General features: G+C 62.2%; 22 protein-coding genes and 1 tRNA gene. All 23 read left to right on the top strand.

The genetic code is table 11. From position 1 onward, the window contains the following. The first annotated feature begins 11 nt into the window (after positions 1 to 11). Complete coding sequence (locus tag ACVISU_RS41175; protein WP_028340261.1) at positions 12 to 428, top strand: hypothetical protein; 417 nt, start codon at positions 12 to 14, stop codon at positions 426 to 428. Further along, positions 425 to 754, top strand: a complete 330-nt coding sequence (locus tag ACVISU_RS41170; RefSeq protein ID WP_028340260.1) for a thioredoxin family protein — start codon at positions 425 to 427, stop codon at positions 752 to 754. The genes ACVISU_RS41175 and ACVISU_RS41170 overlap by 4 nt, the downstream gene beginning before the upstream one ends. Continuing rightward, the gene (locus ACVISU_RS41165) at positions 754 to 966 is read left to right on the top strand and encodes a hypothetical protein (RefSeq protein ID WP_028340259.1); all 213 of its coding nucleotides are present in this window, start codon (positions 754 to 756) and stop codon (positions 964 to 966) included. Before ACVISU_RS41170 ends, ACVISU_RS41165 begins: the two co-directional genes overlap by 1 nt. 15 nt (positions 967 to 981) lie before the next feature. Then, positions 982 to 1524, top strand: a complete 543-nt coding sequence (locus ACVISU_RS41160; protein WP_035631366.1) for a hypothetical protein — start codon at positions 982 to 984, stop codon at positions 1522 to 1524. Positions 1525 to 1546: 22 nt separating this feature from the next. Further along, on the top strand, positions 1547 to 2089 hold the full coding sequence (locus ACVISU_RS41155; protein ID WP_456711033.1) for an AAA family ATPase: 543 nt from the start codon (positions 1547 to 1549) through the stop codon (positions 2087 to 2089). A 181-nt stretch (positions 2090 to 2270) separates the two neighbouring features. Continuing rightward, entirely contained in the window at positions 2271 to 2948 is a 678-nt protein-coding gene (locus ACVISU_RS41150) for a P-loop NTPase family protein (protein WP_028340258.1), read from the top strand. Between the two features lie 10 nt (positions 2949 to 2958). After that, positions 2959 to 3180: a hypothetical protein gene (locus tag ACVISU_RS41145; protein ID WP_028340257.1), complete on the top strand. Its 222-nt coding sequence runs from the start codon at positions 2959 to 2961 to the stop codon at positions 3178 to 3180. A 321-nt stretch (positions 3181 to 3501) separates the two neighbouring features. Further along, positions 3502 to 4965: a phage terminase large subunit gene (terL, locus tag ACVISU_RS41140; RefSeq protein ID WP_051447827.1), complete on the top strand. Its 1464-nt coding sequence runs from the start codon at positions 3502 to 3504 to the stop codon at positions 4963 to 4965. Positions 4966 to 4985: 20 nt separating this feature from the next. Beyond that, positions 4986 to 6584 (top strand): DUF4055 domain-containing protein, encoded by a 1599-nt coding sequence (locus ACVISU_RS41135; protein WP_172647899.1) that lies wholly within the window; start codon positions 4986 to 4988, stop codon positions 6582 to 6584. A 38-nt stretch (positions 6585 to 6622) separates the two neighbouring features. Beyond that, the gene (locus ACVISU_RS41130; RefSeq protein ID WP_028340255.1) at positions 6623 to 6913 is read left to right on the top strand and encodes a hypothetical protein; all 291 of its coding nucleotides are present in this window, start codon (positions 6623 to 6625) and stop codon (positions 6911 to 6913) included. 270 nt (positions 6914 to 7183) lie between these two features. Continuing rightward, the gene (locus tag ACVISU_RS41125) at positions 7184 to 7474 is read left to right on the top strand and encodes a hypothetical protein (RefSeq protein ID WP_028340254.1); all 291 of its coding nucleotides are present in this window, start codon (positions 7184 to 7186) and stop codon (positions 7472 to 7474) included. Positions 7475 to 7724: 250 nt separating this feature from the next. After that, positions 7725 to 7800 (top strand) — tRNA-Asn (locus tag ACVISU_RS41120). 198 nt (positions 7801 to 7998) lie between these two features. Further along, positions 7999 to 8910 carry a hypothetical protein gene (locus ACVISU_RS41115; protein WP_155258439.1) on the top strand — a complete coding sequence of 304 codons (912 nt, stop codon included), beginning with the start codon at positions 7999 to 8001 and terminating at the stop codon, positions 8908 to 8910. A gap of 115 nt (positions 8911 to 9025) precedes the next feature. Next, positions 9026 to 10006, top strand: coding sequence for a major capsid protein (locus ACVISU_RS41110; protein ID WP_028340252.1), 981 nt, complete (start codon positions 9026 to 9028; stop codon positions 10004 to 10006). Between the two features lie 91 nt (positions 10007 to 10097). After that, positions 10098 to 10424 (top strand): hypothetical protein, encoded by a 327-nt coding sequence (locus ACVISU_RS41105; RefSeq protein ID WP_028340251.1) that lies wholly within the window; start codon positions 10098 to 10100, stop codon positions 10422 to 10424. Positions 10425 to 10439: 15 nt separating this feature from the next. Next, entirely contained in the window at positions 10440 to 10859 is a 420-nt protein-coding gene (locus ACVISU_RS41100) for a gp436 family protein (RefSeq protein ID WP_028340250.1), read from the top strand. A gap of 20 nt (positions 10860 to 10879) precedes the next feature. Further along, complete coding sequence (locus ACVISU_RS41095) at positions 10880 to 11329, top strand: phage virion morphogenesis protein (RefSeq protein ID WP_028340249.1); 450 nt, start codon at positions 10880 to 10882, stop codon at positions 11327 to 11329. Continuing rightward, entirely contained in the window at positions 11329 to 11913 is a 585-nt protein-coding gene (locus ACVISU_RS41090) for a hypothetical protein (protein WP_028340248.1), read from the top strand. The genes ACVISU_RS41095 and ACVISU_RS41090 overlap by 1 nt, the downstream gene beginning before the upstream one ends. Before the next feature lie 35 nt (positions 11914 to 11948). Next, positions 11949 to 13325 carry a hypothetical protein gene (locus tag ACVISU_RS41085; RefSeq protein ID WP_028340247.1) on the top strand — a complete coding sequence of 459 codons (1377 nt, stop codon included), beginning with the start codon at positions 11949 to 11951 and terminating at the stop codon, positions 13323 to 13325. A 15-nt stretch (positions 13326 to 13340) separates the two neighbouring features. Next, positions 13341 to 13559, top strand: coding sequence for a hypothetical protein (locus ACVISU_RS41080; protein WP_028340246.1), 219 nt, complete (start codon positions 13341 to 13343; stop codon positions 13557 to 13559). Then, entirely contained in the window at positions 13543 to 13899 is a 357-nt protein-coding gene (locus ACVISU_RS41075) for a GPW/gp25 family protein (RefSeq protein WP_051447826.1), read from the top strand. Before ACVISU_RS41080 ends, ACVISU_RS41075 begins: the two co-directional genes overlap by 17 nt. 12 nt (positions 13900 to 13911) lie before the next feature. After that, positions 13912 to 14790, top strand: coding sequence for a baseplate assembly protein (locus ACVISU_RS41070; protein WP_028340245.1), 879 nt, complete (start codon positions 13912 to 13914; stop codon positions 14788 to 14790). A 1-nt stretch (position 14791) separates the two neighbouring features. Further along, positions 14792 to 16009 (top strand): phage tail protein I, encoded by a 1218-nt coding sequence (locus tag ACVISU_RS41065; RefSeq protein ID WP_051447825.1) that lies wholly within the window; start codon positions 14792 to 14794, stop codon positions 16007 to 16009. Positions 16010 to 16061: the final 52 nt, after the last annotated feature.

Here is a 16061-nt window from a genome sequence, read left to right as displayed (position 1 = left end):
CAAGGACCGCAATGCTGTTCTCAATCATCATGGGCCTCTTGCCCAAGTTCGGGACCTCGTTCCTCGACTGGCTGAACAAGAAGACCGACGCAGACCTTGAGAAATTCAAGACCGCGGTCGGCGGCGACGTCCAGCTGAATGTCGCCGAGCTGCGCTACAAGGTCGAGGTCGCCCGCATGGCGGCCGACATGCGCAAGGACGATCGGGAGCACTGGTTCACCGCCTGGATGGTGCCGGTCGCCTTCGCCGTCCTGTTCTTTCACGTTGCGGCAGTCGTCTTCGACTCGATCCCGCTGCTCGGCCATGAGGTCGGCAGCTGGAAGATTGCCGCGCTCCCCGCGCCCTACAACACCATGCAGGAACAAATCGTCCTGACGATTTGCGGTGTGGCGGGCATCTCCTCACTCAAGAAGATCTTCTCCCGATGAAATCCGTTACCGACAGCTCGTTCCCCGCCGACGTTCTCCAGGCCGAGGGGCCGGTCGTCATCAAGTTCGAGGCACGCTGGTGCCAGCCGTGCAAGGCGATGACGCCGACGCTGGACGCGATCGAGAAGGAGCTGGCCGGCAAGGTCACCTTCGTCAAGGCCGATGTCGAGCACTGCGTGGCCGCCACCCAGCGCTTCAAGGTCGGCCAGGTGCCGGCGCTCGTCGCCGTCAAGGACGGCATCGTCACATCAATGAAGACGGGAGCTGCGCCGAAGCAGGAGATCCTGAAGTGGGTCGACCTGGCTTTCCCCGGCCTGCGAGACTGATGGGCTACCGGTTCGATCTGCAGAACCGCGTCGCTGTCCACGACCACGGCTTCGTCGTCCCGATCACCGACTTCTACGACAAGTTCGGCGACTACACAGAGGACCCGGAGGAGGCTGTCGTGATCGGTTTGGTCATGCCACCGGATGGCCTGTACGTCACTCTCGATCTGCGTGACATGGACGAAGACGACATCGTCACGACGCTCCAATAACAAGAAGAAAAGCACATGACTGACACGCCGCGTCGTCGGGGTCGCCCGACGAAGGAGGAAGCTGCTGCGCGCAAGGCCGCTGCAGAGGCTGCCGCCAAGAAGGAAGGCGAGGAGACTGCCTTCCTCGACGAGGTGCTTGCCGAGCCGATCAAGCGCCGCAACACCAAGCTCCAGCCGGACGAAGTGACGCTCCGAACGCTCGGCGAGCTGGGCAAGCTGTTCTGCACCCAGGAAGAAGCCGCCGCCGTGTTGGGCGTCTGCAAGAAGACCTTCTCGACCTTCCTCGGCGAATATCCCGAAGCTCGTGAGGTTTGGGACGACGGCCTGATGCACGCGAAGGTCTCGCTCCGCCGCAAGCAGTTGGCACTCGCCGACAAGAACGCGCCCGCCGCGATCTTCCTGGGCAAGAACTACCTCGGCCAGAAGGACGAGAACACCACCAACCTCAACGTCACCAAGCCGGCCAACGAGATGACCGAGGACCAGCTCCTCGAGATCGCAGGCCAGGCCGCATCACCGCGGCAGCCGCCGGCAAAGAAGTCAGACACCGTTCACTGAGGCAACATGAGCTTCGTCATCAATCTCATCGGCGGCCCCCGGAGCCGGCAAGAGCACCACCGCTGCAGGTGTGTTCTTCCTCCTGAAGCTCCTCAACGTCCGCTGCGAGCTGGTGACGGAGTTCGCCAAGGAGCTGACCTACGACGAGAATTGGAGCGATCTGAAGCGCCAGCTCTACGTCACGGCTGAACAGGAACGCCGGCAGCGGCGCCTCGTCGGCAAGGTCGACTTCATCGTGACCGACTCTCCGCTGCTGCTCGGTGTCGCCTATGTTTCCGATGGGCGCGAGCGCCACGCAGTGGAGCAGTCAGCTCGCAGCCTGTTCAACAGCTACAACAACCTCAACTTCATCATCGAGCGCGTGAAGCCGTACCAGCCGTACGGTCGCAAGCAGACCGAGGAGGAGGCGAGGGCGATCGACCAGCGCCTGTTCGACGACGTGTTCGCCCGCGAGTCCCTGATCCCCATCCGGGGCGATGAGACCGCCGCCAAGACCGTCCTTCAGGTGCTCTCGAACATGGGGCTGCTACCGGAGCTGTACGACACCTACGGCACCCCGAACTAGCGAGTGACCGATGGCTGTCGACAGGCGAGGCGCCATGGGCGTCTCCGAAAGCATCCGCCAGCAACGGCGTGAACTTTTGGAGATGAGCCAGCAGCAGGCGCGAAACTTCTCCGAAGTGAAGCGAGAGATCCAGCCGGACCCTCCGCCGATCCAAATCCAAACTCCCAAAGAGGAACTCAAGATGGGACTTCCCCACCTGGTAATCGTCGGCGCCGATAAAGGCGGTGTCGGCAAGACCGTCGTGGCACGAACAGTGCTCGACTACTTCAAGGCTCAGGGCGTCGAAGCCCGAGCGATCGACACGCAGATGCCCGAGGGCAATCTCAAGCGCTTCCATCCCGACGTGACGGAAGTGATCGACCTGTCCAGCTCGGACGGCCAGATCAAGGTGTTCGACGCGCTGCCCAGCAGCCCGGTCACCGTGATCGACATCCAGGCCGGCTTGCTGACCCCCACGCTGACCCTGCTCAGCGAGATCGGTCTGCTCGCCATGGTCGAAGACGGCAAGATGAACGTGACCGTCATGCACGTCGTCGGCAGCACCGTCCAGTCGCTGAGCGAGATCGAAGGTGCCGCCAAGATCCTCACGGGTTCCCGCCACTTCATCGTCAAGAACCACACCAACGACGCCGCGTTCTTCGCCGGCCTCAACGTGTCAACCGACGCCCTGAAGATCGGCACCGCGCTGATCGACATCCCGAAGCTCGACGAGCGCGCCACCGAGTACGTCGAGGCAGCCGCGACGTCGTTCGCCAACTACGCCAAGACCGGCGATTCCTTCACCATGCGCGGCAAGGTCGGGTTCTGGGAGAAGGGCGTGTTCGCCCAATACGACGCAGCCAAGCTGCACATCGTCTAAGGAGCAGCTCATGTCTTCGATCTCGATCGTCCACCAGAAACTGCAGGTGGAAGATGCCCGTCTCGTCACCGTGTCCGACCTCGTTCAGGACACGGACGGGAAGTGGCTCCGCATCGTCAAGTTCTACGGCGACCCGACCGTTAATGGCGCTCCGACCGCCTTCGTGGAAGTCGCCGTCCGCTCCAGCAGCAAGGCCGACCTGGAGATCCAGGCGCCGGGCTTCAAGTTCTAATCCAGCAAACAAGACCCCTGACGGGATCGCATCTGACTGCCTGTGCCGAAACTGGTCTCGGTAAGGGGTATCCGCCAAAGAACCTTCCACGAGGGCGCGGACTAAGTCGCACATAGCAGCCTGCACGAGCAGTCAGATCGACCGCAATACGAAGTCCTGAATCAACAGGACGATCCTCTTGGCCAGAGGGCGTGGGGTCCTCTTTTCGCGGTGACCGGTTCGCAACGGCGGCAGCGGTGGGTCTGATCAACCTTTCTGCGTCGCTCGCCAAGACGGCGGTTCGATTCCGCCGCGCCGCTCCATCTCAACAACAAGAACAAAATGAACAACCTGATCGACGTCTCCCCGGAGGAGGCGGCGGCCGAACTCCTGCGTCGTCGGAGGGGCCGCGAGCACCTCATCGACTTCACTGAGTACACGCTCCACAAATACTACGCCGACCCGTTCCACCACCTGGTTGCCCAGAAGCTGGAGGCGGTCGAGCGCGGCGAGATCAAGCGACTGATGCTGTTCGCTCCGCCGCGACATGGCAAGTCGGAGCTGTCCACCCGCCGCTTTCCCGCCTGGTACATGGCGAGGAACCCCGAGAAGAACGTCATCTCGGCATCGTACAACGGCGACTTCGCAACGACCTTCGGCCGCGACGTCCGCAACATCGTCCAGGGCAAAGAGTTCAAGACGCTCTTCCCGGACGCCAAGATCCGCTCCGACAATCGCGCTGCCGATGAATGGGAGCTGGAGAAGGGCGGCAAATACTTCGCGGTCGGCGTCGGCACCGGTACCACCGGTAAGGGTGCAAACCTGTTCCTGATCGACGATCCGATCAAGGACCGCAAGGACGCCAACTCCGCCTCATTCCGTCAGGACCAGTGGGATTGGTACCGCGACGTCGTTTACACCCGTCTCGAAGAGGACGCCGCAATCGTCCTCACGCTGACGCGGTGGCACTACGACGACATCGCCGGCCGCCTGGTCGACCTGGCGCAGTCAGGCAAGGGTTTGCCGTGGGACATCCTGTACCTGCCGGCACTGCCCTACACCAAGAAGATCAAGCGCGAGGACGGCACCGAGGATCTGATCCTCAACGACGATGGCACGGTCCCCGGCGACGCCCTCGGACGAAAGCCGAACGAGCCGTTGGCGCCGAACCGGTTCTCCTATGCGGCTCTCACCGACCGCATGGACGTTCTGGGCGAACGGTCTTTCGCTGCTCTCTACCAGCAGCAGCCGATGGCCGACGACGGCGGCATGTTCAGCGCCGCCTGGTTCGAGCAGCCCGGCGAGATGCCGGCCCGCCGCGTCCGCGTGCGCGCATGGGATTTGGCCGCGACAGCTGACGGCGACTACACGGTCGGCGTCCTGATGTCGAAGGACATGAACGGCATCTTCTACATCGAGAACGTGATCCGCTTCCGCGGCTCCGCGCTCGAAGTCGAGAAGAAGATCTTCGACACCGCGCGCAGCGACGGACACTCGGTCCAGATCGTCATCCCGCAAGACCCGGGCCAGGCCGGCAAGAGCCAGGCCCAGAATTTCATCCGCCGGCTCGCCGGCTATCGCATCAAGGCAATCCGCCCCACAGGCTCGAAGGAGACCCGCGCTGCAGCGTTCGCTGCGCAGTGCGAAGGTCGCAACATGAAGATGGTGAAGGCGCACTGGAATGAGTGCTTCACCGATGAGTTGGAAATGTTCCCGCTTGGCACCCATGATGACCAGGTGGACGCAGCGTCCGACGCCTTCAACGAACTCCTCGGACCTCGCAAGGCCGCGATCCTTGACTGGTAAAGTCAGGACGTCCCCAAGAAATGGCCGACACTCAGATCAAATACACCCCGTCCCCCAAGACGGGTAATCCCGGGCAGCTCTCGTCTGCCGCGGAAACGATGCAGACCCGCACCGCGATGCTCCGCGCCGTCTACGGCGGCACGGAGACCATGCGGGCACAGGGCGCCACCTTCCTTCCGCAATACGAGAAGGAGTCGGACACCCGGTACCAGGCACGACTGGCTTCCACGTTCGCTCTCAACAAGCTCAGGGAGGCCGTGGATGCGGCTTCCGCCAAGCCCTTCCGAACCCTGCTGAAGGTCCAGAACGGCGATCCTGACCTCGATCTGTGGACCCAGGACATCGATTTGCAGGGCAACCACCTGCACATCTTCGGGCACCAGTATTTCAACAACTCGATGCTCGACGGCATGTGCCACCTTCTGGTGGACCATCCCGATACCTACAACATGAAGAGCCTCGCCGATCAGAAGGCATCCGGCGCTCGCCCCTTCATGAAGATGTACAAGGTCGACGACGTGGCAGCTGCCTACGACATGTATGTCGGCGGCGACACCAAGACCGTCCACGTCCGCATCCGCAGCCAGCGCGCCGAGCGCGACGGCTTCAAGGAGGTGCTCTACAACCAGATCCGCGTGATCGAGATTGACCCGACCAAGACGTCGGGCATCGTGCAGCTCTGGGAGCAGAAGGCTCAGTCCGGCGGCTCGAACTGGGACTTCATCGAAGAGACCCCGCTGCAGAACATGGCCGAGGTTCCCTTCGTGACCATGTATGCCGGCGAAAAGGAAGCCGACTACCTGGCTCGGCCGATCTTCATCGATCTCGCCTACAAGCAGATCGAGCACTGGATCTCCAGCTCGGACCAGCGGTCGATCCTGTCGGCGGCGCGCTTCCCGATGCTGGCGTGCTCCGGCGTCCAGATCGACCCGGAAGACGAGAAGCAGTTCGCGATCGGCCCCTACAAGGTGCTCTACGCGCCGGAAGCCAATGGCCGCTGGTACTACGTCGAGCCCCGCGGCACGGCGATCGAGAGCGGCGCCAAGGATCTCGACAAGCTCGAAATGCAGATGGACATGATGGCGCTCAACCCGGTCACGGGCACGCACCGTCAGTACGTGCCGCAGAACGAGCGCGACATCCAGGAAACGCGGGTCCACTCCGTCGTCCACGACATGGCGATCAACTGCCAGGACGCGCTGGAGAAGGCGATCAAGTTCATGGGGCAGTGGACCGGCAAGGACTACAGCCAGGTCCAGGTGATCCTGAACACCGAGTTCTCGAACACCAAGGATCGGATCGAGGAGGTGAAGCAGCTCGTCGCCATGTACGAGAAGCGCGGCATCTCGCGAGAGACCCTGTTGCGCGAAGTCTACAAGCGGAACCTGCTCGGCGACGATTTCAACATTCAGAACGAGCTGACCGCGCTGGCAGCGATCGACCAGGCCCTCACGGCCGGCACCGATCCGAACGCCAGCGCCACCGACCCAGCCGCCGCCCCGTCGAAGACGACGGACCCGGCAGCGGCCAACAGCAACACGCCTGCAAACGGAACCGGGGGTACCCCGAAGACGTTTGATTTCCCCAACAATCAGGATCGGCCCAAAAAGCAAATCTGATTGACGGGTGCAAATGCACATGGTAGGTGGCGCGTCCCATGGCTGAGATCGTACTGGAACTGAAAGCCGAGCAATATTTCTGCGAGCCCTGCTCATTGAAGCAGGGCACGCTGGTGCGCGAGCTTGTGCGGATGATCCCGAAGTCCGTGGTTCTGTTCGATAAGCTGGTCGGGGACGAGTACTACTGCTGCCCGATCTGCTTCGAGCCCAAGTTCACGGTCAAGGGCAAGAAGAAGGTCAAGCATGGCGCGAAAGATCCCAAAGTGGCAGCACATTCTGAACCTGGAAGCGCGGGCGAAAGGCCTCCCGGCCCCGTACTTGTCACCTGACGACGATCCTCCGATGCCCTCCGGCAGCCTTCCGCGGCCGGAGGTATTGGGTGCTCCGCCCGGCGACAAACACGTCCAGCAGATAGCAGGAGATGTCAGGATGGCTCGCAACGTCGGGCTGGCCTTCCTGCTCGGGAAGGCGGTTCCCGCCCTGTTTGCGCTGTGGCTGATCTGGCTTTTCTTCGGCAAGCACTGATTTGCATTTTCTTTGGATCGACCCTTGACAGAAACCCCATATCATGCGTATAGATTTGCTTGAATGCAAATGGAGTGACCGTGCAGCTCTTCCTCAGCAAAAACCTCGTCCAAGCCTTCCGCCTGCCACTCTGGGGTCAAGCCGCTGACGAGACGCCGCCGCAATGGCTGGTGACCCGGATTCAATCGGGTGAGCTGGAGATGAACAGCCTGGGCGGTCTGACTTACAGCACACCGTTCGGCGTGCAGTCCTGCGCCGCGGGCGACATCGTCGTCTTCTACGCTGACAATTCGATCGGGTTCGAGAAGCCCGAGGCCTTCGAGCGGGACTTCACTCCCGTGGAGGAAATTTCTCTGGCTGCCTGAGCGCTCGATTAGGCTCTGCCTGCGAGATCATAGGCACACCGTATGGGTGCCCGCTCAACACCAATCTCACTCCGACTTCTAGCCCGCCCAGGATCAATCGCCTGGCGGGTCTTTTTGCGTCGTGGGTTCGCGCGCTCCTGGATTCCTCCGGTAGAGCGCGATTTCAGCGGTCTCAGCTCGCATCCTGCACAAGACGGGCAGAGATACCAAAGAGCGCGCCGCACGCCCGCGCCGCCGCTGAACAACTTCTTGGCATGTAGCTCAGCCGGTAGAGCACCTCGCTGTTAACGAGGGTGTCGCAGGTTCGAGACCTGCCGTGCCAGCCAGTCTCGTTCATCCGCCAAGGGCGGACAGAACTCTTGGGCCGCTCAGCGGCTCACCCAATTCGCCAGCACCGATCAACCGAGCCTCCCGGGATGGGACCTCGACCGATCGCTGCTGGCAACTTCGATTCCCCCGCTCCTGGGGGATTCACCGGACCACACGGCGGGACGCCATGGGGTCCTTTTATCACGAGGGGCGGGATGCCCCGCATTTCCGGGATGGATATGCTCAAAGCAGTCGTTACTGATCTCAATGAACTCGACGAGGGCCTCCGCGGCTACTACGTGCAGAAGGACGGGAAGTTCTTCCTGAACGTCACGCCGGTCGACGGTTTCCAACTCGACAACACCCAGGGCCTGAAGACGGCGCTCGGTGCGGAACGCAACAACGTTTCCGTGCTCCAGGCGCAGCTGAAGCCCTACGAAGGCCTCGACGCCGCCGCGGCTCGCACCGCGATCGAGCGTGTCACCGCCTTCGGAGACATCACGCCGGAAGCCGCGAAGACCGCGGTTGAAACGGCGGCACGACTGTCCGCACTCGATCCCACGAAAGAGGCTGAGCAGATCGCCAACACCAAGGTCGAGACCCTCAAGGGTCAACTCCAGGCACAGTGGACTGTGCGTGAGACCGAGCTGACCACCACGGTCAAGAACCTGGAGACGGCGAACAACAGCCTGACGGGGCAACTGAAGACTTTGATGGGCGACAGCCAGATCAAGTCCGAGGTCGCAAAAGCCAACCCACTGGACGACGCGCGGGATGCCGTCGAACTCCTGGTGAGCAAGTTCGTCCGCACGTCCATGAAGGACGGGAATGTCGTCGTCGATGTCATCGACGCCAACGGCAACCCGCGCATCAAGGACCACGCGGGCACCGCGTTCACCGTCGCTGATCTCGTCGCTGAGATCCGCGAGAGCCGCGCCGCTCTCTTCAAGCCTGACGAGAAGCGCGGCCTGGGGACCAACCCCAACACCCCCAGCAATCCGCCGGCCGGCGGGGTCGTGAACCCCTGGGCCAAGGAAACGCGCAACATCACCCAGCAGATGGTGCTGGAAAACACCAAACCCGAACTGGCCAAGCAGCTCAAGGCTGCAGCCGGCGTCACGGACTAACACCCCAACACGCTCATTCTTCGCAACCGCCGGGACGTTCGCGCCCCGGCGTTTGCATGAATGCAAAAAGCTGCACCCAAAGAGGGCAAAGGCCAGTCAAACTCAAGAGTGAGAAATGACTGAGACTCGTCTCGCGGACATGATCGTCCCGACCAAGTTCAACAAGTACGTCCAGGTGCTCTCGACGCAGAAGTCGGAGCTGTTCCAGTCGGGGATCATCACCGACCTCTCCAGCGTCATCGACGCCGAGATCGAAGGCAAGACGGTCAACATGCCGTTCTTCAACGACCTCGACGCCTCCGACGCCGAGCAGATCCTCGACGACACGACCGACCTGACCGTCAGCAAGATGACGACCGGCCAGGACGTGGCCGTGAAGCTTCTGCGCGGTAAGGCGTTCGGTTCGAGCGACCTCGCGGCCGACCTGTCCGGCGCGGACCCGATCGACGCGATCGCCAACCGTTTCGCCGACTGGTGGAACAAGCGCATGCAGACCGCTCTGCTCGCGACCCTGGCCGGCGCCATGGGCTCGACCGACATGGCGGCCAACGTCAACGACATCTCCACCCTGACCGGTGGTGCCGAGAACTTCGACGCCGACTCGTTCATCGACGCAGCCTTCTTGCTCGGCGACGAGCAGGGCGGTCTGAACGCCGTGGCCGTCCACTCGCTGACCCTGAAGGCGATGGTGAAGGCCGACCTGATCGACTTCGTGCCCGACTCCCAGGGCAAGCTGACGATCCCGACCTACCTCGGCAAGACCGTCATCGTCGACGACAGCATGCCGGTGACCGGCGCCGGTGCGAACCGCGTGTTCACCACCTACATCTTCGGCCCCGGTGCGGTCGGCTTCGGCGAGAAGTCGCCCAAGGTGCCGGTGGAAGTCGAGCGCCAGGCTCTGAAGGGCATGGGCCAGGAGTACATCGTGAACCGTCGCCAGTGGGTCATGCATCCGCGTGGCGTCAAGTGGCTCGGCACGAACCAGGCCGGCGTGACCCCGTCGAACACCGAGCTGGCCGACGTCGCCAACTGGAAGCGCGTCTACGATGCGAAGATCATCCGCATCGTGGCGTTCAAGCACAAGCTGGCCGCCTAATCGTCAGCCCCTGACGGTTAACAGCTGAAACACAAGACCCTCCTTGGCTCTCGAAGCCGGGGAGGGTTCTTTGTGACTCTGGAGAACAAGAATGCTTGGAGCAAAAGGCTTCCGCACCCGTGAAGCGACCGCGAACTACAAGCGTCGCATCCGTAAGCTCGTGCCGGATGAAGTCCGGGCCGCTCGCTTCGCCAACCTGCACGGCAACGACGAGCCCGAACTGGAAACGGTCGAGCCCGAAGCCGAGGTCGAGGTGACTGCGGAGACGCAGCCCGAGCAGACCGAAGCGCAGGCTGACGAAGCCGCCGACGAGGCTGGCGACGAAGGCGAGGGCGACAGCGAAGAGACCCCCGACACGGAGGGTAAGGCCGCGACGCCGAAGAAGAAGGCCAGCAAGGCCAAGAAGAAGTCCGAGTAATCGGCAGGAGTGGTCATGGGATACGCGACGAAGGAAGACATCGACGAGCTTTACGGCACCGATCTTCTCGTCAAGATCGCTGACTACGACCGTGACGGCACGCCAGACCCTCTCGTCGTTGACAAGGGGCTTCTGGCTGCCGACGAGATTTGCGACGCCTACCTGTCGGCCCAGTACACGATCCCGGTAGTTCCCACGCCCGGCGTGGTGAAGAACTGTGCGATCGACATCGCGGTCTATAAGATCGCGCTCGGCCGCGGCGGGCGTACGGATGAAATGCGGGTCCGATACGAGGACGCGCTGGCGCTGCTTGAGAAGATTTCGACCGGCAAGGTCGGCCTCGGGCTGCCGCCGGAGACTGACCCGGAGACCGGAGAGACGACGAACCCGAACGTGAAGCGTTCTGGAGGGTCGTTCGACTGCGGTAGGGCGTAATGCCCAGCTTTAGCGTCAGGATGAATGCTGAGTCTCTGGCTCAGCTGAACAAGCGGATCACGAAGCTCCTCCAGGATGCGGAGCACATGGAGCCGGTGTGGCAACAGGCCGCCGAGTATATGGTCCGCTCGACGCAGAACCGCATCAACAAGACCCAGACCAGCCCCTCCGGAGAGAGGTGGGCAGGTCTCGCGGCGCTCACGATCAAGCTGAAGGGCACCGACTGGCCGCTGTATGCGACCGGCAAGCTCGTCGGTGGCATCCACACTGGCGACGTCGACAACCACGGCTTCCAGGTCGTCTCCGACGCCAAGTATAGCTCGTACGTGCAGGACGGCGTGAAGAACAGCCGCGGCAAGTACAAGAAGAAGACGACGCCGCACTCACCAGCTCGCCCGTTCATGGGCTTTTCCGCTGAGAACGCGCGGCGCATCAGCAAGATGATCCGCGATCACCTGAAGGCAACCTAATGAGCGCGATCGTCAACTTCCGAAACAACATCATCGAGGCCATCAAGGCAGCGGCGCCTGAGATCCAGAACGTCGACTGGTACGATGGCCTCTTTGATGAGAAAGACATTGCAGACTGGACGCTGAAGACGCCTTGCGCTCGCGTCGCAGTCATGAATGTCCCGACCGAACATCACTCGACCGGCGAGCTGAACGCTTGCCTCCGCGTGGTTGTCGTCATCATCGACGAGAACCGCTACGTCCAGTTGGACGGGGACGCGGACGCCTGGGATTTGGTCGAGAAGATCGCCATCATGGCGAACCTGAATACCTTCGGCGACCCCAACGCGGCGCCCGCCACGAAGGTCATTTTCAAACGCATCAGCCAGCCAGAGCTGCGACGAGAAGGCATCGCCGTCGGTATCGTTGAGTGGACCAGCGACTTGATGATCGGTGTCAACCGGTCGGTCGAGCGCTCGTATTTCTTCCTCAACGGAGAACGGATCAACAAGGTGCCCCGCAGCCGCGTCACGGCGCTCGGCCAGATCAACCTGGCAAGCGGCGCCCACGCCGAAGAGACGCTGGACATCACCCCAGAGGACTAACCGCCATGCGCGCTCTACACGCTATGGAGCGGCGAATGCAGGATCTTGAGCGCAAGATCCAAGGCAAGGAGCGGCTCGGCAAGATCGTCGACGTCAAGTTCGAGAAGCAGCGCTGGTACGTCAAGCTCAACGATGGGCAGGACGACACCCCAAGCGGCTCGGGCGGCAAGCGCGGCGACACCGTCAAGAGCGACTGGCAGCCGTGGAAGAGCTTCTCCCACGGCACGATCAAGTCGTCGGTCCCTCCGAAGAAGGGCCAGTACGCGCTGCTCCGCGGCGTCAACGGCATGATGGAGCTGGCGACCGCCGAGCCTTACCACTACGGGCCCGAAACCCCGTCGCCCCACGACAAGCCGGATGAAGTCGTCCATCTGGTCGAGGACGAAGAGGATCAGAAGAACGGTGGCCAACAGGGCGGCTCATTCGGCGGTGCCGGCGGCGCATCTGCTGACGGCGGCCAACAGGGCGGCAACGACAAGTACAGCACCTGGCAGCGGGTCACGAAGAACCTGCACCACCTGATCATCCAGAAGAAGGGCGCCAACATGGACGCCATGGGTGATCTCGGCGGCCTCGCTGGAATGGCCGGTCTCAACGGCCTGGACATGTCGAACTTCACCAGCGCGATCGGCAACCTCGGTAACATGGGCGGCCTCGCCAACCTGAACCTCGCCAACGTCGGCGACTTCGGCCAGATCAGCAGCCTGATCAATATCAGCAACATGTCGGGCTTCGCCAATCTCGGCCAGCTCGCTCAGCTGCAGGGCCTGACGAACCTGACCTCGGTCGGCAACATCGTCCAGACCGTCCAGACAGTGCTCAACGGCGGCAGCCTTCAGGCTCCGGGTGGAGCAGCTGGCGCTGACGGGCAGGGCGCCGGCCAGAAGCAGCAAGCCTCTCGCAAGATCCCGCAGGTCGAGGAGCAAGGTCATTCCGACACCACGCAGGTGCTGACGGACCAGGAAAAGATCGTCAAGACGGTTGGCGACAAGAAGTCCTACTACCGGCAGGACGAGGACAAGGTCCACCTCCGCTACGGCGATGACGGCGAAAAGGCCGACGTCGTCATGGACAAGGATCAGGTCAAGATCCAGTTCAAGGACAAGACCGCCGTCATCAAGTGGACCGAGAAAGACCTGAACGTTTCGTTCGGTGAGGACAAGGCGAACATCAAGCTCGATGACTCCTCGATCGTCGTCAGCCAGGGCAAGGACAAGACCAAGGTAACGATCCAGGAAAGCTACGTCGAAGTGAAGGGCGCCTCTGAGTGCTCCTGCGGCGTGGATGGACGCTGGGTCTACATCAACGGCGGCCGAGTCAATCTCGGCGTCACCGGCCCGAAGGAGATGGCCGACAAACGAGTGATGACCGAGTCCGGTCCCTCGCAGGTCGTCTGGGCCAAGATTGCGTAACAAGGAACAAGAACAATGCCGCAATACACCGTCGACAAGGAAATCTGGCTGGGCGGGCTGAAGCAGCCCGTTGGCAAGGTCGTGACGCTCACGGAAGGGCAGGCCAAATATCTCGGTCACGCCCTGACCAAGGTCGAGGATAAGCCGGCTCCGGCCGCTCCCGCCAAGAAGGCAAAGACTGCTGCTGCCGGCGCAGTCGTGACGGAGGCTCCTGCGAATGGCGCTGGCAACTGAGCATCTGATCGATATCGACCGGAAGACGGGCGAATACGTTCAGGGCTGGCCACGCATTAAGCAGTCCATCGAGTGCATCCTCACCACCCGCATCGGCGTTCGACTGATGCGCCTGTGGTGGGGATCGAAATTCGTCGACATGCAGGACAAGCCGGGAAATGAGGAAACCCTCATGACCGGAATGATGGCGGCGATCTCCGCCATCAACACCTACGAACCGGAGTTCAAGGTTTCCCGTGTGTCGATCGACGCGTTCGACTCGACCGGCGACATCACCATCACCGTTGAGGGCGTCGACCTTATCGACGCGCAGCTCAAGAGAACAAAAACAACAATCTAAGGCGAGGGCCTGATGCCGAACTACGAGTCACCCGCGCTTTACATCGACTTCGCGCGGCTGCCGCCGCCCGACGTCATCGAGACCATCGACTTCGAGGTGCTGCTCAAGCGGTACCAGGACGACGTGCTCTCCAAGAACGACAAGCTCGCGGCTGCTCTGAAGCTTGAGCAGTCGCCGACCAACATTGTCCTGGAGGCGGAAGCCTACGGCGAAATGCTGGTGCGAACCCGCATCAACTCGGCGGCTCGCGCCGTCATGCTGGCCTTCTCTAAGGGCCGCGATCTCGACAACTTGGCTGCATTCTTCGGCGTCGAGCGCGCTGCCGGCGAAACGGACGAAAGCCTGCGCCGCCGAGCCCAGCTCGCGCCCGAGGCATTCTCGACCGCCGGCTCCGAAGGCGCCTACATCTTCCAGGCGCTTACCGCTGACCCGACCAACGTCCGGGACGCCACCGCGGTGAAGATGGACGACAGGGGCAGGGTGAAGATCACCGTCATGGCACGCGGATCCAATCCGGTGCCGACCACGGCGACCATCCTACTGGTCCGCGATCGTATCAATTCGAAGGGCATTCGGCCGCTCACCGACGTGGTCAGCGTCGTGCCGGTCAGGCCGATCACCACTCAGATCGTCGCAAACATCTGGCTCTATCCGGGTCCGGACGCTTCGCTGGTGATGGCCGATATCGGCAAGGCGCTGCAGAAGGTCCGCGACAACGTTTCGCTGATCGGCCGAGACCTCACCAGGTCCGCGATCATCTCCGCCCTCAACCAGGAGGGCGTCCAGTCGGTCGATCTTATCTCGCCGGCAGAGAACGTCGTAGCCGGCACCGACCAGTGCGTCATCATCGAAAGCGCCGCGATCACGCCGCAGCAGCTCAGGGTGGAGTAACATGGCGAAGTATCCGAAGCGCCTGATGGACCACATCCTGGCGCCGAACGCGACCGAATACGAGCGGACGCTGGCTTCGCAGGTCGATCGCCTCCTGGATCTGAACATTCCGATCCGGCTTCTCTGGAACCCGTGGGAATGTCCCGAGAACCTCCTGCCTTATCTGGCGTGGGCTCTCTCGGTCGATCTCTGGGACTCGAGCTGGCCGGTCACCAAGCGACGCAGCGTCGTCGCCAACGCCATCAAGCACCACCGCCTGAAGGGCACGCTGAAGGGCATCGAGACGTATCTCGATCTCATCGACAGCAAACTCCTGAAGTCGCAGACGCCTCCGAGCACGCTGTTCTCCGGTCCATCGCTGACCAAGGAGCAGCGCGAGTCCTGGCTGCAAAAGCTGCCGCAGGTCCGAACCTGGCAGGAATGGGAGAACGCCACCGCTGACTATCGCATGTTCATGGGCGGCGGGCGGGCGCATCGCTTCCTGAACGGCAAGTTTCCGTATCCCAACCGAGCTGCAGAGCGAACCGCTCGCCGCGCTCGATGGGTTGTCAACGGTACTGAGACCGACACCAAGGTCCAGAACTACGGAAGCTACTTCCGTCTCTTCATCAAGGCCCAGCTGCCTTACTCGGTCTTCTGCAACACGCCCTTCAATCTGAAGCGCAAGTTTCCGATCCCGTCGACCGCCTACAAGCGGATCGTCTCGATCGAGCCGATCATGAAGGCGCCCTGGCGCAGCTCGATCAGCCCTCAGCTGGAGCCGGTGCAGGCGCAGCCGGACCTGGTCGTCCAGGCCGGGCACGAAAGCGGAAACGCCGTCTTCTCGAATCGGGTGAACTTCCACAAGTTCTATGTCCCGTCTCGGGCTGGCTACCGTCTCTACATGCGCTACCCGGTCTACGACGCATCGGTCGAATATCCGGCGAAGCGGCGCTCGATCCAGTTCATGGGCGTGGGGCGATATGGCGTCAAGCCGAAGACTGCTGAGCTGAAGGTCTCCATGCCGTCGAAGTGGAGCAGGTTCAAGGCCCGCATCAACGAGCCCTTCGTACCGCGCTCCCGCTTCTGGACGCCGCATGACGGCACGCAGATGCTGAAGAACCGGAAGGCGGTCTCCGCCGCCAAGCGCCTGTCTGACCAGATCCTGCTCGACACCAACACCAAGCCAGGCTTTATCGCCGGCCTGCCGCGTTGGGCTGGCGATAGCATCGTCATCTGATTCCAACCATTGCACATGAGCCCATTGTCCGAGTGGACAGTGGGCTTTTTCG

This window comes from Bradyrhizobium sp. USDA 4452 (genome assembly GCF_054063575.1).
The sequence above is the reverse complement of the archived record's forward strand: the minus strand, read 5'-3'. Positions and strand labels throughout refer to the sequence as shown.